This window comes from Streptomyces sp. NPDC006193 (assembly GCF_040613915.1).
Lineage (GTDB): Bacteria > Actinomycetota > Actinomycetes > Streptomycetales > Streptomycetaceae > Streptomyces.
Genome location: NZ_JBEXTB010000013.1, coordinates 84,593 through 109,792, shown reverse-complemented (window position 1 = coordinate 109,792; position 25,200 = coordinate 84,593). Strand labels below are relative to the sequence as shown.

The window sequence follows — 25,200 nt, the reverse complement described above, 5'->3', positions numbered from 1 at the left end:
TCGCGGCCTTCGGGACCGTGCCATCATCGAGCTTCGATCGACCAAGTGGAGCCTAGTTGGGAGGGCGCGTGGCGATGGAGGCCGGCCCTCGCGACACCGCACAAGGTGCTGAGCACGTCACCACCGGAAGTGACGCACCGGGCCTGGAAGAGGGCCCTCTGGCCGAGGACGGTCCCGACGAGACCGCGGGCGGCGTCACCGCCGACGGACCCGCGCCCGAGGAGATGTACCCGGGCGGGCCGGAGGTCGAGGTCGAGCTGCGCCCGCAGCGCAGGCTGCGCATCTGGCAGCTCGCGCCCATCGTGGGCCTCTCCGCCGTCGGGTCCCTGATGTTCGCCTTCCCGCTCGCCTTCGACTTCGGCGACAGCGGCGCGGTCATCGCCATGCTGGGCCTGCTGATCTGCTCCTGCGCGGCGGGCTGGGGCATGATGGCCGCCCGCCGGGTGGGCTACACCTGGCCGGGCCTGCCCGCGCGCGGCTCCGGACGCCGGGTCGACTGGCGGGTCGTGCTCGGCTACGTGCTCCTGGTGGCCGTGGTCGTGGTCCTCGCCGTCTGGCGCGTCGCCCGGCTGCGCTGAGACGCCCACGGGGCGCGGGGCACCGCGCGATCCGCCCCCACCGGCCCTGCGCGATCCGCTCCCACGGCCCGGCGCCCTCGCCCGGCCGGCGCCACTGCCCCGCTTCCCCGGCCGGACCAGCGACGCGGTCCCTTACGATCGAGGAATGAGCACACGGATCGCCTTCCTCAAGGGTCACGGCACGGAGAACGACTTCGTGATCGTCCCGGACCCCGAGAACGCCATCGAGCTGTCCCCGGCCGCCGTCGCCGCCCTGTGCGACCGCCGGGCCGGCATCGGCGGCGACGGCGTGCTGCACGTCGTGCGGTCCGCGGCGCACCCGGAGGCCAGGGGGATGGCCGCCGAGGCCGAGTGGTTCATGGACTACCGCAACGGCGACGGCTCGGTCGCCGAGATGTGCGGCAACGGCGTCCGTGTGTTCGCGCGCTACCTCCAGCACGCCGGACATGTGGGCGAAGGGGACCTCGCGATCGCCACGCGCGCGGGCGTCAGGTCCGTCCACATCGCCAAGGACGGCGACGTCACCGTCGGCATGGGGCGCGCCCGCCTGCCCGAGGGGGACGTCACGGTGACCGTCGGCGAGCGCAGCTGGCCGGCGCGCAACGTCAGCATGGGCAACCCGCACGCGGTGGCCTTCGTGGCCGACCTGGCCCACGCCGGCAGCCTGCTCGCCCCGCCGCCGGTCAGCCCGGCGGACGCCTACCCGGACGGCGTGAACGTGGAGTTCGTCGTCGACCGGGGCCCCCGGCACGTCGCCATGCGCGTGCACGAGCGCGGGTCCGGCGAGACCCGCTCGTGCGGCACGGGCGCGTGCGCCGTGGCCGTGGCCGCCGCCCGCCGCGACGGCGCCGACCCGGCCGTCACCGGCACTCCGGCGACCTACACCGTCGACGTGCCCGGCGGGCGCCTGGTCATCACCGAGCGGCCCGACGGAGAGATCGAGATGACAGGGCCGGCCGTGATCGTGGCCGAGGGCGAGATCGACGGCGCGTGGCTGGACGGCGTCGCAGGCTGACGCGGCGGCACGGGACGGCGGCGGCCACGCGCGGCGGTGCCGGCGGGCCGCGAAGACCCGGGCCGTTCGCCGCGCATCCGAGTCGAAGCGTGTGACGCGAACGCTAAACCTCGTTTTCATCGCTCGTAAGGGTGATCCGTTTCACGCTCGGCCGGAGGCGGTCGGCCGGACGTGCTGGGCTCGGTAGCATCAAGCACCGGCACGGACGGGGGAACGTCGCCAATCCCCGAGCCGCGTACGCCCTGGGGCCCGTCCGCCGGTCCACGAGCCGGAGGTGCCCATGAGTGCGGAGGCCACGAATCCTGCGACCCCTGGCCCGGTGGCGCCCACGGCGCCGACGCCGTCCGCCGCGCCCACGGCGGCCCGCCGGAAGTCCCGGGCCCGGCTCGACCTGCGCCGGCTCGGCCGCGCCGCGCTGCTCGGCCCGGCCGCCCGCGACAAGCTGCCCGACGCGATCAGCCACGTCGTGGAGGCGCACCGCGCCCACCACCCCGACGCGGACCTCGAACCGCTGCGCCGCGCCTACGTCCTCGCCGAGTCCTCCCACCGCGGCCAGATGCGCAAGAGCGGCGAGCCGTACATCACCCACCCGCTCGCCGTGACCCTCATCCTCGCCGAACTCGGCGCGGAGACCACCACGCTGACGGCCTCTCTGCTGCACGACACGGTCGAGGACACCGAGGTGACGCTGGAGCAGGTGCGGGACCAGTTCGGCGAGGAGGTGCGTTATCTGGTCGACGGCGTCACGAAACTGGAGAAGGTCGACTACGGAGCCGCCGCCGAGCCGGAGACCTTCCGCAAGATGCTCGTCGCCACGGGCAACGACGTACGCGTGATGTCGATCAAACTCGCCGACCGCCTGCACAACATGCGCACGCTCGGCGTGATGCGCCCCGAGAAACAGGCCCGGATCGCCAAGGTCACCCGTGACGTGCTCATCCCGCTCGCCGAACGCCTCGGGGTGCAGGCCCTGAAGACCGAACTGGAGGACCTGGTCTTCGCCATCCTCCACCCCGAGGAGTACGAGCACACCAGGAACCTCATCGCCGAGAACGCCGCCCGTCCCGGCGACCCGCTCGCCGAGGTCGCCGACGAGGTCCGCGGGGTCCTGCGCGAGGCGGGCATCCCGGCCGACGTGCTCATCCGCCCCCGGCACTTCGTCTCCGTCCACCGGGTGGCCCGCAAACGCGGACAGCTGCGCGGCGCCGACTTCGGCCGGCTGCTGGTGCTGGTGAACGAGGACGCGGACTGCTACGGCGTCCTCGGCGAACTGCACACCTGCATGACACCGGTCGTCTCCGAGTTCAAGGACTTCATCGCCGTACCGAAGTTCAACCTTTACCAGTCCCTGCACACCGCCGTCGCCCGCGCCGACGGCCAGGTCGTCGAAGTCCTCATCCGCACCCACCAGATGCACAAGGTCGCCGAGGCCGGCGTCGTCGCCCTCGGCAATCCGTACGCCCCCGCCTCCGACGACCCCGCCGACGGCGAGCGCGCGGACCCGACCCGCCCCGGCTGGCTCTCCCGCCTCCTCGACTGGCAGCAGGCCGCTTCCGACCCCGACACCTTCTGGTCCACCCTGCGCGAGGACCTCGCCCAGGACCGGGAGATCACCGTCTTCCGCCCCGACGGCGGCGCCCTCGGCCTGCCCGAGGGCGCGAGCTGCGTGGACGCCGCGTACGCCCAGTACGGCGAGGACGCCCACGCCTGCATCGGCGCCCGGGTCAACGGCCGCCTGGCCACCCTCAGCACGGTCCTGCGCGACGGCGACACCGTCCAGCTGCTCATGGGCCAGGACCCGGCCTCCGAGCCCTCCCGGGAGTGGCTGGAGCACGCCCACACCCCCGCCGCCCGCATCGCCATCCAGCGCCGGCTGGCCGCGCGCCCCGGCGGCGCCGGCGCCGAGGACGGGCGGACGGGCGGGGACCTGGACCACGCCGCCGGGGCCGCTGCCACGGCGCGGGCCGAAGCGGCGCCCCCGCCCCGCGCCGACACCCCGGCGGGCGCGACACCGCCCCGCGCCACCGCCGCCGCGGACCGCACGCGGAGCACGGCGGCCGCCGCGGCCGCCGAGGGCCCTTCCGCGGCCCGCCCCCCGCGTGCCGACGTCCTCGCGGACCGGCCCGGGGCCGCCGTCCGGCTCGCCGGATGCTGTACGCCCGTGCCGCCGGACGAGATCACCGGGTTCGCCGTCCGGGGAGGCGTGGTGACCGTGCACCGCGTGGAGTGCGCCGCGGTGGCGCACATGACGAACCGGGGGCGCCCGGAGATCGGCGTGCGCTGGGGGGACACCGCCGAGTGCCGGGTCACCCTGGTCGCCGAATCGTTCGGCCGCCCCCACCTGCTCGCCGACCTCACCGAGGCGATCGCCCTGGAGGGAGCCGAGATCGTCTCCGCCACCGTCGAACCGCCCAGCCAGCAGCGGGTGCGCCACACCTACACCCTCCAGCTCCCCGACGCGGCCCACCTCCCCGCCCTGATGCGCGCCATGCGGGACGTGCCCGGGGTGTACGACGTGAGCAGGGCGCAGCACCAGGCGCCGGCCTCCTGAGGACGGCGTGTCCGGCCGACCCGTTCGGGTGGGCCGGACGCGCGTCGCCGCCGCGGGACGGTCCCGCCCTGGTAGCGGTGGTCCATGCTGCTCACCCCCCGTCAACGGCCCCGGCCGCCGCGCGGCCCCCGGCGCCGAGAAGCGGCCCTGCTGGCCTCCGCCCTCTCCGTCTGCCTCCTCGCCGCCGCGGCCCCGGCCGAACCCCTGGGCGTCGGCGACCGGCTCTACCCGTACCTCGGCAACCCGGGCTACGACGTGGCGTCGTACGACATCTCCCTCACCTACCCGGGCACCAACGACAAGCCGCTCGAGGCCGTCACCGCCATCGACGCCCGGACCACCGCCGACCTGGACCGCCTCAACCTCGACTTCGCGCACGGCACCGTGTGGTCCGTCGAGGTCGACGGGCGCCCCGCGGACTTCACCGGCGCCGGCGAGGACCTGGTGGTGACCCCGGCCGCCCCGCTGTCCCGGGGGGAGCGGACCCGGATCGTCGTGCGGCACACCAGCGATCCCGTCCCCGGAAAGGGCCAGGACGGCGGCTGGGTGCGCACCGCGGACGGTCTGGCCATGGCGAACCAGGCCGACGCCGCCCACCTGGTCTTCCCCTGCAACGACCACCCGTCCGACAAGGCGATGTTCACCTTCCGGATCACCGCCCCGAACGGCCACACCGCCGTCGCCAACGGCACGCGCGCCGCAGCGGACCGGACCGGCCGCACCACCACCTGGACCTACCGCACCGAGCACCCCATGGCCACCGAACTCGCCCAGGTGTCCATCGGCCGCTCCACCGTTGTGCGCCGCACCGGGCCGCACGGGCTGCCCCTGCGCGACGTCGTGCCCACCGCCGACCGCAAGGCCCTCGAACCGTGGCTCGCGAAGACGCCCGGACAGATCGCCTGGCTGGAGAGCAAGGTCGGCCGCTACCCGTTCGAGACCTACGGCGTGCTGATGGCACAGGCGTCCACGGGCTTCGAACTGGAGACACAGACCCTCTCGCTCTTCGAGAAGGGCCTGTTCACCGGGTCCGCCTACCCGGCCTGGTACGTCGAGTCGGTCATGGTGCACGAGCTGTCCCACCAGTGGTTCGGGGACAGCGTCACCCCGCGCGCCTGGTCCGACGTGTGGCTGAACGAGGGACACGCCACCTGGTACGAGGAGCTGTACGCCGAGGAGAAGGCGGACCGGCCCATGGAGGACCGGATGAAGGCCGCCTACGGCGCCTCCGACCGCTGGCGCGCGGACGGCGGCCCGCCGGCCCGGCCCAAGCCGCCGGCCCCCGGCCAGAAGATCGGCATCTTCCGGGCCAACGTCTACGACGGCGCCGCGCTCGTGCTGTACGCCCTGCGGCAGGAGATCGGCCGGCCCGCCTTCGAGCGGCTGGAACGGCTCTGGCTCCAGGAGCACCGGGACGCCACCGCCACCACCGCCGACTTCGTCCGGCTGGCCTCGGCCGTCGCCGGCCGCGACCTCGGCGGCTTCCTCGGGGACTGGCTGTACGGGGAGAGGACACCGCCGATGCCCGGCCACCCGGACTGGAAGCCGGCGGCGGCGGACAGGTCGACCCCGTCGCGCACGCCGCGCACGCCGCGGCAACCGGCCGGCTCCACCCCGCCGCGCACCCCGCGATAACCCGATGACGAGACGTGCCGTCCCGTGCGACCATCTACAGGGTCGGCGCACGAGGGGACACGGGAGGCGACACGGGAATCTCCCGGGGTACCCGTGCGTTGGACACCACGAGCGGTCACGGAGACCGCCCGGCCGACGCCGCAACGGCACTCTCATCGACGTAAGGATCCAATGACCTCCTCTTCATCCCCTTCCCAGGACACCAAGCGCCTCGCGCACGCCTATCCCGAGGGTCTTCGGGCCGATGCCCTGATGGAAGAGGACGTCGCCTGGAGCCACGAGATCGACGGCGAGCGGGACGGCGACCAGTTCGACCGCTCCGAGCGCGCGGCCCTGCGGCGCGTGGTGGGCCTGTCCACCGAGCTGGAGGACGTCACCGAGGTCGAGTACCGCCAGCTCCGCCTGGAGCGGGTCGTGCTCGTCGGGGTGTGGACCACCGGCACCGCGCAGGACGCCGAGAACTCCCTCGCGGAGCTGGCCGCCCTCGCCGAGACGGCGGGCGCGCTCGTGCTCGACGGCGTCATCCAGCGCCGGGACAAGCCCGACGCCGCCACCTACATCGGCTCGGGCAAGGCCGCCGAGCTGCGCGACATCGTCCTCGAGACCGGGGCGGACACCGTCATCTGCGACGGTGAGCTGAGCCCCGGCCAGCTGATCCAGCTGGAGGACGTCGTCAAGGTCAAGGTCATCGACCGTACGGCCCTGATCCTGGACATCTTCGCCCAGCACGCCAAGTCCCGCGAGGGCAAGGCCCAGGTCGCCCTGGCGCAGATGCAGTACATGCTGCCGCGGCTGCGCGGCTGGGGTCAGTCGCTGTCCCGGCAGATGGGCGGCGGTCGCGGTGGCCTCGCCACGCGTGGCCCCGGTGAGACCAAGATCGAGACGGACCGGCGCCGGATCCGCGAGAAGATGGCGAAGATGCGCCGGGAGATCGCGGAGATGAAGACCGGCCGCGAGGTCAAGCGCCAGGAGCGCCGGCGCAACAAGGTGCCCTCCGTGGCCATCGCCGGCTACACCAACGCCGGCAAGTCCTCCCTGCTCAACCGCCTCACCGGCGCCGGTGTCCTGGTCGAGAACGCCCTGTTCGCGACCCTGGACCCGACCGTCCGCCGCGCCGAGACGCCCAGCGGGCGCCTGTACACGCTGGCCGACACCGTCGGTTTCGTCCGGCACCTGCCGCACCACCTGGTCGAGGCCTTCCGCTCCACCATGGAGGAGGTCGGCGACTCCGACCTGATCCTGCACGTGGTGGACGGTTCGCACCCGAACCCGGAGGAGCAGCTCGCCGCCGTGCGCGAGGTGATCCGGGACGTCGGCGCCACCGGCGTGCCGGAGATCGTCGTGATCAACAAGGCGGACGCCGCCGACCCGCTGGTCCTGCAGCGGCTGCTGCGCATCGAGAAGCGCTCCATCGCCGTCTCGGCCCGCACCGGCCAGGGCATCGAGGAGCTGCTCGCCCTGATCGACGACGAGCTGCCCCGCCCGTCGGTCGAGATCGAGGCGCTCGTGCCGTACACGCACGGCAAGCTCGTCGCCCGCGCCCACACCGAGGGCGAGGTGATCTCCGAGGAGCACACCGCGGAGGGCACCCTGCTCAAGGTCCGGGTGCACGAGGAGCTCGCGGCGGACCTGGCACCGTACGCAGCGGTTCCCGCCGCCTGACCCACGGCAGCGCGGAGGCCCGCCACCCCGTCCGGGTGGCGGGCCTCCGCCGTGCTCAGGGGCCGGGGCTCACTGCCCGGCGAACTGCTTGCTCACCGACTCGTACACGCTCTTGGCCACGTCACCGAGCCGGGGGCCGGCCAGCCAGCCCGCGTTCACCGGACCGATGGACGTGTTGGACACCAGGGCCGGCTTGCCGTCGGCGCCCGTCTCCACCCAGCCGCCGCCGGAGGAGCCACCGGTCATGGTGCAGCCGATCCGGTACATCGTCGGGTCGGACTGGTCGATGGACAGCCGGCCCGGCTTGTCCTGGCACTGGTACAGCAGCTGACCGTCGTACGGCGCCGCCGCCGGGTACCCCTTCGCCGTGATGCTCTCGACCTTCGACACCGCCGGGGCGTCGAAGTCGACCGGCAGCGCACCGCCGACCGTCTCCTCCAGCGACTTGCCGGCGCTGCCCTGCTCCGGCGTCACATGGATGACGGCGAAGTCGTACGAGGCGCCGTTGCCGCCGGTCTGACCGCCTTCGTTGATCCACTGCTGCGAGGTCTTCGCCGCGTCGGCCCACCACACGCCGTACGGGGCGACCTCGGACCGGCCGGCGGTCTCCAGCGCGGCGGCCGACTTGCCCTGGTCGTTGTACGAGGGCACGAAGGCGATGTTGCGGTACCAGCCGCCCTTCTTGCCGGCGTGCACACAGTGCCCCGCCGTCCACACGAGGTTGGACTTGCCCGGGTGCGCCGGGTCCGTCACGACCGTCGCCGAGCAGACCATGGTGCCGTCGGGGGCGTCGAAGAGCAGCTTGCCCGAGGTGGCCGCCTGCGCGTGGTACGGCGGTGTCACGGCCTGCGCCTTCACCGGCGGCGGCGTCGGGTCCGTCACGCCCTGGTCACCGGTGATGTCGTTGTCGTCGACGCCCCTGTCCGGGTCGTCGGCGTCCCGCATCCGGTCCGGGTCCCACAGCCCCTTGATGATCGGGTTGATGAAGTCGTTGGCCTCGCGCAGCCAGTCCTCCCTGTCCCAGTTCTTCCAGGCGCCGTTCTTCCACTTGTCGACGTCGATCCCGTGGTCCTTCAACCTCCGCCTGAGGTCGTCCGAGATCCTGATCTTTCCGTCGCCGGTGCCGCCCGCGGTCGCGGTGGCGCTCGGCGTGCCGTCGGCGTTGTCGTCACCGTCGCCGCTGCAGGCGGTGGCGGTCATCGCCAGCGCCGAGACGAGGGCGACCGCCGTCAGCGCGCGGGAGGCGCGGCCTGGGCCCCTCCCTCGCCGGACGGTGAACGACGGCCGTATGGATCGCATGCTTGTGACTCCCCCTGCTGTGAAGGAACTCGGCGCTCGGACGCGTCACCGGCACGCCACCCAGAGGGAGTTCGTGCCGGCCCCACGTCTTTCTGGGACGGCATCACACCCTATGCGCTCGCTGCGGGGGAGTTCCGACGGAACGGCAACGGTTTCGCTACGAGCTGCCTGACCTGCTCCTCTTCCGACCCGGTGGCGTCACCTGGACCGTCCGCCAAGGCATCGGCGCGGCCTGCCCACCGCCGGACCGCACATGACGGGTCGCCGTGTCTCGCGTCCCGGCGGACGGCCGCCTCGGATCCACCGGGCCGGGCGCATGCCGCACGGTTCGGATCAGGGGACGCGCGCGGGGGACGGCCGCGGATCCGCCCACCGAGTCCCTGCGCCACGTGCCGTCCCGTCCCGCGCCTGCCGAGACGCGGCGGCGCCTCCTTCCCTCGACCGGCGTCCCCCGCGTGCACGCAAGGGCCTCGCCCTCTTCGGCACCGTCGCTGCACGGTTCTGACGGGCGCCTGCACGGGGCAGCACCCCGAGGCGACACGCGGACCGGCGGACCGGCCGCACCGGGCTCGGCCGACGCCGCCCCGGCCCCCTCGGGGGAGGGCAAGGCGGACCAGGAGGACACCCCCGCGACGGGCCAACCGCGCCCCGAACGCGGGTGCGAGGACTGAGCCCACCGCCCGGTGTCCTGCGCGGCCCGGCCCGCACGGCCGCACACCGGCCCGCGTACAGACGGACGGCCGCCGCGCGCAACGGCCCCGCCGGCGCCCTGGCCGCGACGCGGGAACGGTCCCGCCGCGGCAACGATTCCGGCAACACCCGTAACCCGGTGGGCAGTCCGCGGTTGTTAGCGGTGGGGCCTGCTGCCTGTGCCCGGTCCCGCGGATCAACTCGCCTCTGGAGAAGCGGGAGGACAGTGAGCGGTGGCCGTGACCGAGTCGGTGGCTGAAGGGGCGTCCGGGGAAGAGCGTGCCGCGCACGAGGCGATCCTGCGACGCCAGTCGGCGCGTGAGTCCTCGGCGCGCACCTATGCCCGCGCCCTGCCCATCGTGCCCGTCCGGGCGCGAGGGCTCACCATCGAGGGCGCCGACGGCCGCCGGTACCTGGACTGCCTCTCCGGGGCCGGCACCCTCGCCCTCGGCCACAACCACCCCGTCGTGCTGGAAGCCGTCCGCCGGGTCCTCGACTCCGGCGCCCCCCTCTCCGTCCTCGATCTGGCGACCCCCGTCAAGGACGCCTTCATCACCGAGCTGTTCCGCACCCTCCCGCCGGGTCTGGCCGACCGTGCCCGCGTCCAGTTCTGCGGCCCCGCCGGCACCGACGCCGTCGAGGCCGCCTGCACACTGGTCCGCACCGCGACCGGCCGCACCGGCCTCCTCGCCTTCACCGGCGCCTACCACGGCATGACCGCCGGCGCCCTGGCAGCGTCCGGCGGCGCCCGGGACGTCCGCGTGGCCCGCCTGCCCTACCCGCAGGACTACCGCTGCCCCTTCGGCGTCGGCGGGCCGCGGGGCGCCGAACTCGCCGCCCGCCTCACCGAGTCCCTCCTCGACGACCCCAAGTCCGGCGTCCCCCTGCCCGCCGGGATGATCCTCGAACCCGTCCAGGGCGAGGGCGGGGTGATCCCCGCACCGGACGACTGGCTGCGCCGCATGCGCCGGCTCACGGCGGACCGGTCCATCCCGCTGATCGCCGACGAGATCCAGACCGGGGTCGGCCGCACGGGCGCCTTCTGGGCCGTCGACCACAGCGGCGTCACCCCCGACGTCATGGTCCTGTCCAAGGCCATCGGCGGCAGCCTGCCCCTGGCCGTGATCGTCTACCGCGACGATCTCGACGTCTGGCAACCCGGCGCCCACGCCGGCACGTTCCGCGGCAACCAGCTCGCCATGGCCGCGGGCGCAGCCACCCTCGCCTACGTCCGCGAGAACGACCTCGCCGGCCGAGCCGCCGCCCTCGGCTCCCGCATGCTGACGCAACTGCGACGCCTCGCCGACGACTTCGACTGCGTGGGCGATGTACGAGGGCGCGGACTCATGATCGGGCTGGAACTGGTCGACCCGGAAGCCGACGCAGCCGCCCCGCACGCGGGATCGGCCGCCGGCCTCGGCCGCCCCGCACCGCCCGGACAGCGAACCGCCCGCGCCCCGCGCCCCACCGCACCCGAACTCGCCGCCGCCGTACAGCAGGAGTGCCTCCAGCGCGGCCTCATCGTCGAACTGGGCGGCCGCCACGCCTCCGTGGTCCGGCTGCTGCCACCGCTGACGATCAGCGACGAACAGGCGACGGCCGTACTCGACCGCCTGGCCGACGCCGTGGCAGCCGCGGCACGCCGGCACCAGCCCCACGGCCCACGCGACGAGGCCCACGGCCCAGGCCACCGACGAGTCCACGGCCCCGCCCGACGACCGGGCTGAGCACCGCGGCCGCCCCGCCGGACCCCCGCCGACGGCACCAGCCCTCAGAACGCCGCACCACCTCGTCTCCACCCGCCCCCTTCCCGGGCATCCGGCCGGCGCCCACCGCCGGCGACAACCGCACAGCCGCCTCGTTCACGCCCCGCTCTCCCCGCTCCCCGGTCCGCCCGTCACCTCCCGGCACCACCGGACCGGGGCGCGGCGGCCGAGCGGACCGACCGAGCCGGCGCCACCTCCCCAGCCCCGAGGAGCCGTCATGAACGCCACGCCCCCGCCCGACGGCCGCTCCGGCGCCCCCGACGACCCCAAAGGCTCCGGCGCCCCCGCCTCACCCGTACCGCTCACCGAGGCGGTCCCCCAGCAGAAGAGGCGGGACGCGGACCTGACGCGGCGGACCGTGCCCGGCGCCGACCCCCTGGAGGACCCCGACCCGCGCAGCGCGGCCCAGGCCGCCGCCGTGGAGAACCTCCTGCGCTGCTGGACCCGCGAGACCGGAGTCACCGCCCCGACGACCGGCAGCCTCCGCATCCCGCTGCCCGCCAGCGGCACCACCCTGATCGCACCGGTCCGCTACTGGTCCCCGACGGGCTGGCACCGTTTCGGCCGGCCGCGCTTCACCGACGCCCCCGACACCGCACCGCCCGTCGACGCCGTCACCCTCGCGGCCATGCTCGTCAGGGAACGAGCCGGCGACACGGACAGCACCCCCCGCCCCTGCGACCCGGCCGCCGTCGGCCCCTGCGACCCGGCCGCCGTCGGCCCCTGCGACCCGGCCGCCGTCAGCCCCTGCGACGGCGGCGACCTCGTGTCCAGGGTCGCCGACTCCGTCCGCCGCACCGAAGCCTTCATCCGCCACCGCCGTGACCACCCCGCCGACATCCCCGACCTCTTCCTCAGCGCCGAACAGGCCCTCCTCCTCGGACACCCGCTGCACCCGGCGCCCAAGAGCCGGGAGGGCCTGACCGAGGCCGAAGCCGACCGGTACTCACCCGAACTGCGCGGTTCCTTCCCCCTCCACTGGCTGGCCGTCGCCCCCTCCCTCCTCACGGCAGACTCGGCCTGGACCGAGCGCGGCCGGCCCGTGCCCGCCGCCCACCTCACCCGACGCCTCGCCGGATCGGAACCGCCGCTGCCCGACGGACACACCGTCCTGCCCCTGCACCCCTGGCAGGCGCGCGAGGTACGGCACCGCCCCTCCGTCGCCGCGCTGCTCGACGCCGGACTCCTGCGCGACCTCGGCCCCTCGGGCCCTGTCTGGCACCCCACCTCCTCGGTACGCACCGTCCACCGGACCGGCGCACCCGCGATGCTCAAACTGTCGCTGGGCCTGCGCATCACCAACTCGCGCAGGGAGAACCTGCGCAAGGAACTCCACCGCGGAGTCGAGGTGCACCGCCTGCTGCGCACCGGCCTCGCCCGGCGGTGGCAGGCCGCACACCCCGGCTTCGACATCGTCCGCGACCCGGCCTGGCTCGCCGTCGACGACCCGGACGGCCGGCCCGTGCCGGGACTCGACGTGGTCGTCCGGCACAACCCGTTCACCCCGGCCGACGACGTCGCCTGCGTCGCCGGACTGGTCTCGCCCCGGCCCTTCGCCGACCCGAACGCGACTGCCTCGCCGACGGGAACCGCGCCGCTGCGGTCCCGGCTGGACCGGCTCGTGGCACGGCTCGCGGCCCGCACCGGGCGGCCTGTCGGCGCGGTCGCCGCGGAGTGGTTCCTGCGGTACCTGGAGCAGGTCGTCCGGCCCGTGCTCTGGCTGGACGGCGAGGCCGGCATCGCCCTCGAAGCCCACCAGCAGAACACACTGGTCCTGCTGGACCGCGACGGCTGGCCCACCGGCGGCCGCTACCGCGACAACCAGGGCTACTACTTCCGCGAGTCCCGGCGAGCCGAACTGGACGCCCGGCTGCCCGGCATCGGCGAGCGCAGCGACACCTTCGTCCCCGACGAGGTCACCGACGAACGCTTCGCCTACTACCTCGCCGTCAACAACGTGCTCGGCCTCATCGGCGCGTTCGGCTCCCAGCGCCTCGCCGACGAGCGACTGCTCCTCGCGGCCTTCCGCCGCTTCCTCAGCGACCTCGCCTCGGGGCCCGCCCCACTGCGCTCCTCCCTGCCCGGCCGCCTGCTCGACTCACCCGTCCTGCGCTGCAAGGCCAACCTCTTGACCCGGCTGCACGGCCTCGACGAACTCGTCGGCCCGGTCGACACCCAGTCCGTCTACGTCACCATCGCCAACCCCCTCCATCCGTGAGCCCGGCACCCGGCGCACCGCCCGCGCCGGCCCACGTGCCGGGCGAGCCGCACCGTCTCCCCGCACCTGCGAGGAACATGACCCGCCCCCCTCCCTGTAAGGAGCGCACCGTGCCTCCCATCGACGCGAGCGCCGGAACCGGCCCCGCCCCTGCCCAGCCGGGCCGCGCAGACCCCCGAGCGGACATCGCACACCCCCGGTACTCGCCCTACCGCGACTTCACCGCCGAGGACGACGACGCGGACAGCGAGGACACCCTGGACCTGCGCCTGCCCGACGAGTTCATCACCCTCCGCGCCGCCATGACGGCCGCCCTCCTCGACCGAATCGCCACCTGGGGTCCGGTCGCGACCCCGGTCGGTGCTTTCCGTCTGGTGCCCGTACGCATCCAGCAGGACCTGCCCCTCGTCCACCGCTGGATGAACGACCCCGCCGTGGACCGGTTCTGGGACCTCGCCGGCCCCCCGGACCGGACGGAAACCCATCTGCGGGCCCAGCTGGAGGGCGACGGACGCAGCGTGCCGTGTCTCGGCCAGCTCGACGGCACCCCCATGAGCTACTGGGAGATCTACCGGGCAGATCTGGACCCGCTGGCCCGCCACTACCCGGCCCGTCCGCACGACACCGGTATCCACCTCCTCGTCGGGGACGCCGCCGACCGGGGACGGGGCCTGGGAACCGCCCTGCTCCGAGCCGTGGCCGGCCTGATCCTCGACCGGCGTCCCGCCTGCGCACGCGTCGTGGCGGAACCCGATCTCCGCAACACCCCCTCCGTGTCCGCGTTCCTGAGCGCCGGCTTCCGGTTCGAGGCCGAGATCTCGCTGCCCGCGAAGCGGGCCGCTCTCATGATCCGGGACCGGGTCCCGCGCCATGCGTCGTAGCGACTGGTGATCGGGCGCTCACAGTGAGATACGAACGGCGGTCCGACGGTGTTCCCGCGACCGGAGAAAAATCCCGGGGAAGCGTCCTGCCGCAGGAACGGCCGTGGGAACAAGGCGCTTCGGCCACCGGACCCGGCGCCCGGCACCCGGCCGGAATCGCCGCAGCACCCGGCGCGCCGGGCCCGCCGCTCTCCGGTGCGCCGGAGCCCCGTGGCTTCCACCCGGCCCGATCCCGCGCCCCGGTCCCCGCGGGCCGCTCACCCGTCCACCATCAGCCGGTCCCACCCACCCCGTCCAAGGAGCCCCGGTCGTGAACCCGCCGCCCGTCCCCGCCGCGACCCCCCGTTTGTCAGTGCAGGGCCGTAGGGTGGTCGGGCTATGACGAAGCCCTCACTCCCCGATCTCCTCCATGCCGCTGTCGCTGCCGTAAGCGGTACGGAGCGCCCCGGCCAGGTCACCATGGCCGAAGCGGTCGCCGAGGCGATCGACGACGGATCCCACCTGCTGGTCCAGGCCGGCACCGGCACCGGAAAGTCGCTGGGCTATCTCGTGCCCGCGCTCGCGCACGGAGAACGGGTGGTGATCGCGACGGCCACCCTCGCCCTGCAGCGCCAGCTGGTGGAGCGCGACCTGCCGCGCACCGTGGACGCCCTGCACCCCCTCCTGCGCCGCCGCCCGGAGTTCGCCATGCTCAAGGGCCGGTCGAACTACCTGTGCCTGCACCGCCTGCACGAAGGCATGCCGCAGGACGAGGAGGACGGTCTCTTCGACCAGTTCGAGGCCGCCGCGCCCACCAGCAGACTCGGCCAGGACCTGCTGCGGCTGCGGGACTGGGCGGACGAGACCGAGAGCGGTGACCGGGACGATCTCACCCCGGGTGTCTCGGACCGCGCCTGGGCGCAGGTGTCGGTGTCCTCACGGGAGTGCCTGGGCGCGTCGAAGTGCGCGTACGGCGCCGAGTGCTTCGCGGAGACGGCCCGTGAGCGGGCCAAGCTCGCCGAAGTCGTGGTCACCAACCACGCCCTGCTGGCCATCGACGCCATCGAGGGCGCCCCGGTGCTGCCCCAGCACGAGGTGCTGATCGTGGACGAAGCGCATGAGCTCGTCTCGCGGGTCACCGGCGTCGCCACGGGCGAGCTCACGCCCGGCCAGGTCAACCGGGCCGTGCGGCGCGCCGCCAAGCTGGTCGACGAGAAGTCCGCCGACCAGCTCCAGACCGCCGCCGAGGGCTTCGAGCGGCTGATGGAGCTGGCGCTGCCGGGCCGCCTGGAGGAGATCCCGGAGGACCTCGGGTACGCCCTCATGGCGCTGCGGGACGCCGCCCGTACGGTCGTCTCGGCGATCGGAGCGACGCGTGACAAGTCCGTGCAGGACGAGGACGCCGTCCGCAAGCAGGCGCTGGCCTCCGTGGAGACGGTGCACGACGTGGCGGAGCGTGTCCTGAACGGCTCGGAGTGGGACGTCGTCTGGTACGAGCGGCACGACCGCTTCGGCGCCTCCCTCAGGATCGCCCCCATGTCGGTGTCGGGCCTCCTGCGGGAGAAGCTCTTCGCGGACCGTACCGTCGTCCTCACCTCGGCGACGCTCAAACTGGGCGGCGACTTCAACGGAATCGGTGCATCACTGGGACTCGGCCCGGAGGGCGCGGAAGGCGAGGACCTGCCGCAGTGGAAGGGCGTCGACGTCGGCTCGCCCTTCGACTACCGCAGACAGGGCATCCTGTACGTCGCCAAGCACCTGGCCCGTCCCGCGCGTGACGGCGAGCGGTCCGACATGCTGGACGAGCTGACCGAGCTGATCAAGGCGGCCGGCGGTCGTACGCTCGGGCTGTTCTCCTCCATGCGGGCCGCCCAGCTCGCGGCGGAGGAGCTGCGCTCCCGGATCCCGGAGTTCCCGATCCTGCTGCAGGGTGAGGAGACCCTCGGCGAACTGATCAAGAACTTCGCGGCCGATCCCCGGACCTGCCTGTTCGGCACGCTGTCGCTGTGGCAGGGCGTCGACGTCCCGGGCCCGAGCTGCCAGCTGGTCGTCATGGACAAGATTCCGTTCCCGCGTCCCGACGACCCGTTGATGAGCGCGCGGCAGAAGGCGGTGGAGGAAGCAGGGGGCAACGGTTTCATGGCGGTGGCCGCGACCCATGCCGCTCTGCTCATGGCGCAGGGCGCCGGCCGTCTCGTCCGGGCGTCCGGCGACCGGGGCGTGGTCGCCGTACTGGATCAGCGGCTGGCCACCGCGCGGTACGGCGGCTACATCAAGGCCTCGCTGCCGGACTTCTGGTACACCACGGACCGTGACCAGGTACGCAGATCGCTCGCGGCGATCGACGCGGCGGCGAAGCAGGCGGAGGCCCGGGCGGACACGCAGGACGGCACGCGGTGAGCGAGGGCGAGACGATCGCGGGGATCGCGGGGCCGGCCTGACCGGCGCCGGTCAGGCCACGCCCGGCGCCGGGGGTCTCGAACGGCCACCCGGACATACGCAGGACCCCGGAACCGGCGCAGGGGTTCCGGGGCCCGGTCAGGGAGCGAGCGGGGGCGGGCCCGCCCGGAGCGGCTGTCAGACGCGCCGCAGTACCGCGACGACCTTGCCCAGAATGGTCGCGTCGTCGCCGGGGATCGGCTCGTAGGCGGCATTGTGGGGGAGGAGCCATACGTGGCCGTCCTCGCGCTTGAAGCGCTTGACGGTGGCTTCGCCGTCGAGCATGGCGGCGACGATGTCGCCGTTCTCGGCGACCGGCTGGCGGCGCACGGTGACCCAGTCGCCGTCGCAGATCGCGGCCTCGATCATGGAGTCGCCGACGACCTTCAGGACGAACAGTTCGCCGTCGCCGACGAGCTGCCGGGGGAGGGGGAAGACGTCCTCGACGGACTCCTCCGCGAGGATCGGGCCGCCGGCGGCGATGCGCCCGACCAGGGGGACGTACGACGCGGCGGGCTTGCCCGCGGTGTCCGTGGGCTGCACGGTCACGGTCTGGTCGGAGCCGCGCACCTCGTACGCGCGCGGGCGGTGCGGGTCACGGCGCAGGAAGCCCTTGCGCTCCAGCGCCATCAGCTGATGGGCGACGGAGGACGTGCTGGAGAGGCCGACGGCCTGCCCGATCTCCCGCATGGACGGTGGGTAGCCGCGCCGCTGCACCGAGTCCCTGATGACCTCGATCACCCGGCGCTGCCGGTCGGTCAGTCCGGAGCTGTCCGCCCGGATGCCTGGAGGTCGGCCCGGCAGGGAGCGCTTGTGTCCCTCGGCATTCGTGGCTTCGTTCATCGCGTGTACCGGCTCGACTCGGCCCAGGGAGCGGTCCTGGGCGGTGATGGTGGCACTGTCTGCGGTGGTGGTCACGTCGGCCCCTCTCGATGGTCTCCCTGCTGCACAACGGTAGTTGCTTTCGAAAGGTTGCGCCAAACACACGTTCGAGTGAAAAAGCGAATTTTCCCTGGCGTGACCATGTGTCTGGGTGTATGGCTCACGTGACGCCCAGCGGGCAAAAGCCCCCATTGCTGTACTCTTCACCGCCGGGGTCGCCGACCCTGCGGGCCGGGGCCCCCAAGTGTGCCATCCGGAATCCCGCGGTCCGGGATGCGGGGTCCATTCCGCCGGAGTGCCGCGTGCATCTCCCCGCGGCGCCCGCGCCGCTTTCGCCGGTGCCGCCGCGGCACGGCCGCGCACGTGTCCGCTGCCGGCCTCCCGGGCGCCCCGTGCCGCCTTTCCGCCCCGACACGCCTTTCCGCCTCGGTGTATGAGCCGATCCCCACATGTAGTGGTTGGATGGCTACAGCGGCCCAGAAGTTGTGGTCCCCCCGGTCGGAGACGGCTTCTCGATCGCCTATGCTTGGGGCTGCTTCGGCGGGGCCTCTGGGTCCGACGATGCTGTTGAGTCTGCTGTGAGGAGGGTTGGAGATCATGCATTGCCCCTTCTGCAGGCACCCCGACAGCCGCGTGGTCGACAGTCGTACGACCGATGACGGCACGTCGATCCGCAGGCGCCGCCAGTGCCCCGACTGCTCCCGTCGCTTCACGACCGTGGAGACGTGTTCGCTGATGGTGGTCAAGCGGTCCGGAGTGACCGAGCCGTTCAGCCGCACCAAGGTCATCAATGGTGTGCGCAAGGCGTGCCAGGGGCGTCCTGTCACCGAGGACGCGCTCGCCCAGCTCGGCCAGCGGGTCGAGGAGGCGGTGCGCGCGACCGGGAGTGCCGAGCTGACCACCCACGACGTGGGGCTGGCCATACTCGGCCCGCTGCAGGAGCTCGACCTCGTGGCCTATCTGCGGTTCGCGTCCGTCTACCGGGCGTTCGACTCGCTCGACGACTTCGAGGCCGCCATCGCGGAGCTCAGGGAGGCGACGCGAGGCCCTGCCGCGGACGACGAAGGCGCGGGAGCGGGGAGCGAGGAAGACGGCCGCGGGCCCGGCGGGACCACTCAGGTCCCGCCGCCCGCCCACGCCGCCGACTGACCGGCGGGCCGGAGACCGGGGGAGACCCGGCTTCCGGCCGGGAGGCGGCGGACGAAGACCTGTCGCGGACGGCAGCTGAGGGCGCCCGCGACACACGACAGAAAACGTGCCCAAGGGAACAAAGGGGCACTTCAGGGCGTTTTGCCCGTACAGGGAGGCGGCATGACAGAGACGGCGAGCGGTCCGGCACGAGGTTCCCGAGCCAAGGGCGCGAAGGCGGGCAACAAGGGGCTGCACATCGAGCGCATCCACACCACCCCCGGCGTACACCCGTACGACGAGGTGACCTGGGAGCGCCGTGACGTCGTCATGACCAACTGGCGCGACGGCTCGGTCAACTTCGAGCAGCGTGGCGTCGAGTTCCCCGACTTCTGGTCGGTGAACGCGGTCAACATCGTCACCAGCAAGTACTTCCGCGGTGCCGTCGGCACACCGCAGCGCGAGACCAGCCTCAAGCAGCTGATCGACCGCATCGTGAAGACGTACCGGAAGGCCGGTGAGGACTACAAGTACTTCGCCTCGCCCGCCGACGCCGAGATCTTCGAGCACGAGCTGGCGTACGCCCTCCTGCACCAGATCTTCAGCTTCAACAGCCCCGTCTGGTTCAACGTCGGCACCCCGCAGCCCCAGCAGGTCTCCGCCTGCTTCATCCTGTCCGTCGACGACTCCATGGAGTCGATCCTCGACTGGTACAAGGAAGAGGGCATGATCTTCAAGGGCGGCTCCGGAGCCGGCCTGAACCTCTCCCGCATCCGCTCCTCCAAGGAACTGCTGTCCTCCGGCGGCAACGCCTCCGGCCCGGTCTCCTTCATGCGCGGCGCCGACGCCTCCGCCGGCACCATCAAGTCCGGTGGCGCCACCCGCCGCGCCGCCAAGATGGTCGTGCTCGACGTCGACCACCCCGACATCGAGGACTTCATCGAGACCAAGGTCAAGGAGGAGGAGAAGATCCGCGTCCTGCGCGACGCGGGCTTCGACATGGACCTGGGCGGCGACGACATCACCTCCGTCCAGTACCAGAACGCCAACAACTCGGTCCGGGTGAACGACGAGTTCATGAAGGCGGTCGAGGAGGGCGGCAAGTTCGGGCTGCGTGCCCGGATGACCGGGGAGGTCATCGAGGAGGTCGACGCCAAGGCGCTCTTCCGCAAGATCGCCGAGGCCGCCTGGGCCTGCGCCGACCCGGGCATCCAGTACGACGACACCATCAACAACTGGCACACCTGCCCCGAGTCCGGCCGGATCACCGCGTCGAACCCGTGCAGCGAGTACATGCACCTGGACAACACGTCCTGCAACCTGGCCTCGCTGAACCTGATGAAGTTCCTGAAGGACGACGGCAAGGGCAACCAGTCCTTCGAGACCGAGCGCTTCCAGAAGGTCGTCGAGCTGGTCATCACCGCGATGGACATCTCGATCTGCTTCGCGGACTTCCCGACCCAGAAGATCGGCGAGAACACGCGCGCCTTCCGCCAGCTGGGCATCGGCTACGCCAACCTCGGCGCCCTGCTGATGGCCACCGGCCACGCGTACGACTCCGACGGCGGCCGCGCCCTGGCCGGCGCCATCACCTCCCTGATGACGGGCACGGCCTACCGCCGGTCCGCCGAGCTCGCCGCGGTCGTCGGCCCGTACGACGGCTACGCCCGCAACGCCGACGCCCACAACCGCGTCATGAAGCAGCACGCCGACGCCAACGGCAAGGCCGTCCGCATGGACGACCTGGACACCCCGGTGTGGGCCGCCGCCACGGAGGCCTGGCAGGACGTGCTGCGCCTCGGCGAGAAGAACGGCTTCCGTAACTCCCAGGCGTCCGTCCTCGCCCCCACCGGCACCATCGGTCTCGCGATGTCCTGCGACACCACCGGCGTCGAGCCCGACCTGGCGCTCGTGAAGTTCAAGAAGCTGGTCGGCGGCGGCTCGATGCAGATCGTCAACGGCACCGTTCCGCAGGCCCTGCGCCGCCTGGGCTACCAGGAGGAGCAGATCGAGGCGATCGTCGCCCACATCGCCGAGCACGGCAACGTGATCGACGCTCCCGGCCTCAAGCACGAGCACTACGAGGTGTTCGACTGCGCCATGGGCGAGCGCGCCATCTCCCCGATGGGCCACGTCCGCATGATGGCCGCGATCCAGCCCTGGATCTCCGGCGCCATCTCCAAGACGGTCAACATGCCGGAGACGGCGACCGTCGAGGAGGTCGAGGAGATCTACTTCGAGGCCTGGAAGCTCGGCGTCAAGGCGCTGGCCATCTACCGCGACAACTGCAAGGTCGGCCAGCCGCTCTCCGCCAAGAAGAAGGAGACCGAGGAGAAGAAGGCCGAGGAGGCTCCGGCCGCCGAGCCCAAGGTCGAGAAGGTCGTCGAGTACCGCCCGGTCCGCAAGCGCCTGCCCAAGGGCCGTCCCGGCATCACCACGTCCTTCACGGTCGGTGGCGCCGAGGGCTACATGACCGCCAATTCCTACCCGGACGACGGTCTCGGCGAGGTGTTCCTGAAGATGTCGAAGCAGGGTTCGACCCTCGCGGGCATGATGGACGCCTTCTCCATCGCCGTCTCCGTCGGCCTCCAGTACGGCGTGCCCCTGGAGACGTACGTCTCGAAGTTCACCAACATGCGCTTCGAGCCGGCCGGCATGACGGACGACCCGGACGTGCGGATGGCGCAGTCGATCGTCGACTACATCTTCCGCCGCCTGGCGCTGGACTTCCTGCCGTTCGAGACCCGCTCCGCGCTCGGCATCCACTCCGCCGAGGAGCGTCAGCGTCACCTGGAGACCGGTAGCTACGAGCCGGCCGAGGACGAGGTGGACGTCGAGGGCCTGGCCCAGTCGGCGCCGCGCACCCAGGAGCTGAAGGCCGTCGCCACCCCGAAGGCCGAATCCGAGGCGGCCAAGCCCGCCCCGAAGCAGGCCCACACCAGCGCCGAGCTGGTGGAGATGCAGCTGGGCATCCAGGCCGACGCCCCGCTGTGCTTCTCCTGCGGTACGAAGATGCAGCGGGCCGGCTCCTGCTACATCTGCGAGGGCTGCGGTTCCACCAGCGGCTGCAGCTGATCCGGGCGTCACCGTGCCGAGCGCTCCCTCGGCACACCCGGTGACCAGCACGTAGTCCCTGACGGGAGGGGCGCCGGCCGGAGTGCCGGCGCCCCTCTTGTTCCCTGTCGCCGGTGCGAGCGACCGGCAGGGGCCCGCGTCCCCCGCATCGCCGGGGCGCGCCGAGGTGAGGGCGCCGGCTGCGGACGGCGCCCCTCACCTTCCCGCCACGTCGGTCAGGGCCGGCGCGCCCTTCCCATGACGCGGGTGAACGTCGCGGGATCCTCGTCGAAGCCGTGGACGCCCGGGCGGAACGTCCACTCGCCGGATTCGTCCCGCACGAACTCCGCGACGGTGGCGGCCGTCGCCCCGAGGACCGAGCCGAAGTCGTCCTCGGCCAGCACGGTGTAGCCCTCCCGGATGCGCAGAGCCGGGTTCAGCACGCCGTCGAACGTCCGGGGCCCCGACCGCTGCTGGATGACGACGCCCACCACCACGCGCGCGTACCGCGTGTCGAGCCGTTCGAGTTCGAGGGTCATGACCTCGTCCCAGCCGAAGCCCTTGCCGTCCGTGCTGTCACGGTCGAGGAAGATCGTGCCGTCCGGCGAGCGGCTGTCGAAATGCACCAGATAGGCCGGAGCGCCGTACGCGTCGTCCGACGCGAAGGTGGCGGCGACGACATCGAGGTCGGTCGGCGGCCGACCTGCCGGACTGGGGTCCCACTTGAGCGCGACCTCGACCTTGCGGATTCCCTTGCTGAAGCCGGTCACCAGGCCTTCCCTTCCCCCTGCGGCTCGCTCGCCCCAACTCCCGTGAGTCCGAGGCACCTTGCCCATCGTGCCACGCGCACGGGGGCGTGTGTGCGGGCGATCTCCCCTGGAGCGTGACCGGCGCCACGCCCGGTGGCCTTACGATGGCGCGGTGCTGGTCAAGTGGATTCGCTGCACCGTGGTGGACCGAAGGGGTTTCGAGCGGGGGCAGCGGAAATGGGCGGGGCTTCTGGGGGAGCCGGGTTTTCGGGGACAGGGCGGGGGCTGGAGCCGGCAGCGGCCGGGAGTGGCGCACATCTTCGCCTTCTGGGAGAGCCGCGCCTTCTACGACTCCTTCATGGCCCGCTCCCATGACCGCCTGGCCGCCGCCCAGTCCGGCACCTTCAAGGACGCGCAGGTCAAGCTGTTCGAGTACCGGTTCGACGTGAAGACGGGCTTCGAGCCGCGCTTCACCGACGCCGATCTGATCAGGGTGGCCCTGTGCCGGGTCCACGAGGAGCGCGTCGAGCACTTCACCCTCATGCAGGAGAAGGTCTGGAACCCCGCGATGGCGGGATCACCCGGCATGATCCGCGGCATGTTCGCCGAGGCGCCCGAGCACGAGTTCATGATCCTCTCGATGTGGCGGTCGGCGGCCGAGCACGGGAAGTACCGCACCGAGCGGGTGGAGCGGCTGGCCCTGCGGGCCCAGACCGAGGCGGACATCGCGGCCCTCACCGGCGACATAGTCGAGCTCGAGCCGTTGTGGACGGTCTGAGGACCCACGGGTCGGTTCGACGTCCGGACGCACTGCTCGGAGGCGGGGCGGGGGCGCCGGCCGGCACGGTCCCGGACCCGGGGCGCGTGTGACGTACGCCGTATGGAGCCGGTACGAGTGCCCTCCTCTGCGCCGTTCGATCTAGGGTTTCGGCATGGCACGACCACGGCGCATCGTCCTTGTCCGGCACGGCGAGTCAACGGGCAACGTCGACGACTCCGTGTACGAACGCGAGCCCGACCACTCCCTCGCGCTGACCGAGCGTGGCCGGCGGCAGGCGGAGGAGACCGGAGCGCGGCTGCGGGAACTGTTCGGCCGGGAGCGCGTGAGCGTGTACGTCTCCCCGTACCGCCGTACGCACGAGACGCTCCGCGCCTTCCACCTCGACCCCGGCCTCATACGCGTCCGCGAGGAGCCCAGGCTGCGCGAGCAGGACTGGGGCAACTGGCAGGACCGCGACGACGTGCGGCTGCAGAAGGCCTACCGCGACGCCTACGGCCACTTCTTCTTCCGCTTCCCGCAGGGCGAGTCCGGCGCCGACGTCTACGACCGGGTCGGCGGCTTCCTGGAGAGCCTGTTCCGCAGCTTCGAGGCCCCCGACCATCCGCCGAACGTCCTCCTCGTGACGCACGGGCTCGCGATGCGCCTGTTCTGCATGCGCTGGTTCCACTGGACGGTCGCGGAGTTCGAGTCGCTGTCCAACCCGGGGAACGCCGAGATGCGGATGCTCGTTCTCGGAGAGAACGGCAAGTACACGCTCGACCGGCCCTTCGAGCGCTGGCGGGAGCCGGTGCCGTACTGGGTCACCGGATAGAGTGGCGGACCGATGACCGCTGACTCCTCTGTCTCCGGGCGCCTGGAGCGCGCCCTGGCGAGCCTGCGCGGACTGGCCGTGGGGGACGCGCTGGGTTCCCAGTTCTTCGTCCCCGTGCACCATCCCCTGCTCAAGCGCCGGGAGCTGCCCGCGGGCCCCTGGCAGTGGACCGACGACACCGAGATGGCCTGCTCCGTGGTGGCCGTTCTCGCCGCCCACCAGCGCATCGACCAGGACGCACTGGCCCGCTCCTTCGCCGGGCACCACGACGCCGACCGCGGCTACGGCGCCGCCGTCAGCCGCCTGCTGCGTCTGGTGCGGGAAGGGGAGGACTGGCGCGAGCTGGCCGCCGGACTCTTCAACGGACAGGGCTCCTGGGGCAACGGAGCGGCCATGCGGATCGCCCCCCTGGGGGCCTGGTACGCGGACGATCCCGAGCAGGCGGCCCACCAGGCGGAGATCTCCGCCTATCCCACCCACCAGCATCGGGAGGCCGTGGCCGGCGCGGTGGCCGTGGCCGCGGCGGCGGCGCTGGCCGGCTCGCCTGACGGCCCGCCCGGCCCGGAGGCGCTGCTCGACGGCGTCCTTGCACTCGTACCGAGGAGCGCGGTCGGCCAGGGGCTGCGCCGCGCCCGGGACATGCTGGACTACGGCGACACGGCCACGGTCGCGGCCGTGCTGGGCTGCGGACGGCGTACGACCGCGCATGACACCGTCCCCTTCGCCCTCTGGTCCGCCGCGCGGGCCCTCGGCGACTACGAGACCGCGTTCTGGACGACCGCCCAGGCAGGCGGGGACATGGACACCACCTGCGCGATCGTGGGCGGCGTGCTGGCCGCGGACAAGGCGGGGGCGCCGCCCGCCGAGTGGGCGGCGCGCACCGAGGCGCTGCCGGAGTGGGTGCCCGCGAGCCTCTGACGCGCACGCCGGGTCCGGCCGCCGAAACCGTGGCGGACCGGTACCGGCCGGGGTGGGCCGACCGGGGTGGGCCGGGTCGGCCAGGCATGGCCGGCCGGGACCGGCGGAACGAGACCGGCCGAAACTCTGCGTGCCCGCCGGGAACTCTGTGTGACGGACGCCCG

At 72.8% G+C, this 25,200-nt stretch carries 17 protein-coding genes; 14 read left to right on the top strand and 3 right to left on the bottom strand.

Going from position 1 to position 25,200, the window contains the following annotated elements; translation table 11 throughout:
* Positions 1-74: 74 nt before the first annotated feature.
* From ABZ261_RS15195 to hflX, 5 genes are all read left to right on the top strand, one after another.
* The gene (locus tag ABZ261_RS15195; protein ID WP_356859170.1) at positions 75-578 is read left to right on the top strand and encodes a hypothetical protein; all 504 of its coding nucleotides are present in this window, start codon (positions 75-77) and stop codon (positions 576-578) included.
* A 145-nt stretch (positions 579-723) separates the two neighbouring features.
* A complete protein-coding gene (gene dapF / locus ABZ261_RS15190) occupies positions 724-1,593 on the top strand; it encodes a diaminopimelate epimerase (protein ID WP_356859168.1) in 870 nt (289 codons plus the stop codon).
* 280 nt (positions 1,594-1,873) lie between these two features.
* Positions 1,874-4,144 carry an HD domain-containing protein gene (locus ABZ261_RS15185; RefSeq protein WP_356859166.1) on the top strand — a complete coding sequence of 757 codons (2,271 nt, stop codon included), beginning with the start codon at positions 1,874-1,876 and terminating at the stop codon, positions 4,142-4,144.
* Between the two features lie 84 nt (positions 4,145-4,228).
* The gene (locus ABZ261_RS15180) at positions 4,229-5,779 is read left to right on the top strand and encodes a M1 family metallopeptidase (RefSeq protein WP_356859164.1); all 1,551 of its coding nucleotides are present in this window, start codon (positions 4,229-4,231) and stop codon (positions 5,777-5,779) included.
* A gap of 171 nt (positions 5,780-5,950) precedes the next feature.
* Positions 5,951-7,441 carry a GTPase HflX gene (gene hflX, locus ABZ261_RS15175; RefSeq protein WP_356859162.1) on the top strand — a complete coding sequence of 497 codons (1,491 nt, stop codon included), beginning with the start codon at positions 5,951-5,953 and terminating at the stop codon, positions 7,439-7,441.
* A 69-nt stretch (positions 7,442-7,510) separates the two neighbouring features.
* Here hflX and ABZ261_RS15170 read toward each other — a convergent pair whose 3' ends face one another.
* The gene (locus ABZ261_RS15170; protein WP_356859160.1) at positions 7,511-8,740 is read right to left on the bottom strand and encodes a hypothetical protein; all 1,230 of its coding nucleotides are present in this window, start codon (positions 8,738-8,740) and stop codon (positions 7,511-7,513) included.
* A 923-nt stretch (positions 8,741-9,663) separates the two neighbouring features.
* Here ABZ261_RS15170 and ABZ261_RS15165 point away from each other — a divergent pair.
* The 4 genes from ABZ261_RS15165 (at position 9,664) to ABZ261_RS15150 (ending at position 16,674) form a co-directional block, all read left to right on the top strand.
* Positions 9,664-11,157, top strand: coding sequence for a diaminobutyrate--2-oxoglutarate transaminase family protein (locus ABZ261_RS15165; RefSeq protein ID WP_356859158.1), 1,494 nt, complete (start codon positions 9,664-9,666; stop codon positions 11,155-11,157).
* Positions 11,158-11,413: 256 nt separating this feature from the next.
* A complete protein-coding gene (locus ABZ261_RS15160; protein WP_356859156.1) occupies positions 11,414-13,414 on the top strand; it encodes an IucA/IucC family protein in 2,001 nt (666 codons plus the stop codon).
* 110 nt (positions 13,415-13,524) lie between these two features.
* Complete coding sequence (locus ABZ261_RS15155; protein WP_356859154.1) at positions 13,525-14,295, top strand: GNAT family N-acetyltransferase; 771 nt, start codon at positions 13,525-13,527, stop codon at positions 14,293-14,295.
* 378 nt (positions 14,296-14,673) lie between these two features.
* Positions 14,674-16,674, top strand: a complete 2,001-nt coding sequence (locus ABZ261_RS15150; protein WP_356859152.1) for an ATP-dependent DNA helicase — start codon at positions 14,674-14,676, stop codon at positions 16,672-16,674.
* 177 nt (positions 16,675-16,851) lie between these two features.
* On the opposite strand, the gene lexA is transcribed toward ABZ261_RS15150, so the two are convergent.
* Entirely contained in the window at positions 16,852-17,631 is a 780-nt protein-coding gene (gene lexA / locus ABZ261_RS15145) for a transcriptional repressor LexA (RefSeq protein ID WP_356859150.1), read from the bottom strand.
* Between the two features lie 561 nt (positions 17,632-18,192).
* Between lexA and nrdR the strand changes: the two genes are divergently transcribed.
* Complete coding sequence (nrdR, locus tag ABZ261_RS15140; protein WP_356859257.1) at positions 18,193-18,744, top strand: transcriptional regulator NrdR; 552 nt, start codon at positions 18,193-18,195, stop codon at positions 18,742-18,744.
* Between the two features lie 162 nt (positions 18,745-18,906).
* Positions 18,907-21,798, top strand: coding sequence for a vitamin B12-dependent ribonucleotide reductase (locus tag ABZ261_RS15135; protein ID WP_356859148.1), 2,892 nt, complete (start codon positions 18,907-18,909; stop codon positions 21,796-21,798).
* Between the two features lie 215 nt (positions 21,799-22,013).
* Here ABZ261_RS15135 and ABZ261_RS15130 read toward each other — a convergent pair whose 3' ends face one another.
* A complete protein-coding gene (locus ABZ261_RS15130; RefSeq protein ID WP_356859146.1) occupies positions 22,014-22,547 on the bottom strand; it encodes a TerD family protein in 534 nt (177 codons plus the stop codon).
* Between the two features lie 151 nt (positions 22,548-22,698).
* Here ABZ261_RS15130 and ABZ261_RS15125 point away from each other — a divergent pair, with 151 nt between their 5' ends.
* The 3 genes from ABZ261_RS15125 to ABZ261_RS15115 all read left to right on the top strand — a co-directional run bounded on the left by ABZ261_RS15125 (position 22,699) and on the right by ABZ261_RS15115 (position 25,036).
* Positions 22,699-23,304 carry a YdbC family protein gene (locus ABZ261_RS15125; RefSeq protein WP_356859144.1) on the top strand — a complete coding sequence of 202 codons (606 nt, stop codon included), beginning with the start codon at positions 22,699-22,701 and terminating at the stop codon, positions 23,302-23,304.
* A 154-nt stretch (positions 23,305-23,458) separates the two neighbouring features.
* The gene (locus ABZ261_RS15120; RefSeq protein WP_356859142.1) at positions 23,459-24,118 is read left to right on the top strand and encodes a histidine phosphatase family protein; all 660 of its coding nucleotides are present in this window, start codon (positions 23,459-23,461) and stop codon (positions 24,116-24,118) included.
* Positions 24,119-24,130: 12 nt separating this feature from the next.
* Entirely contained in the window at positions 24,131-25,036 is a 906-nt protein-coding gene (locus ABZ261_RS15115; protein WP_356859141.1) for an ADP-ribosylglycohydrolase family protein, read from the top strand.
* The last annotated feature ends 164 nt before the right edge of the window (positions 25,037-25,200 follow it).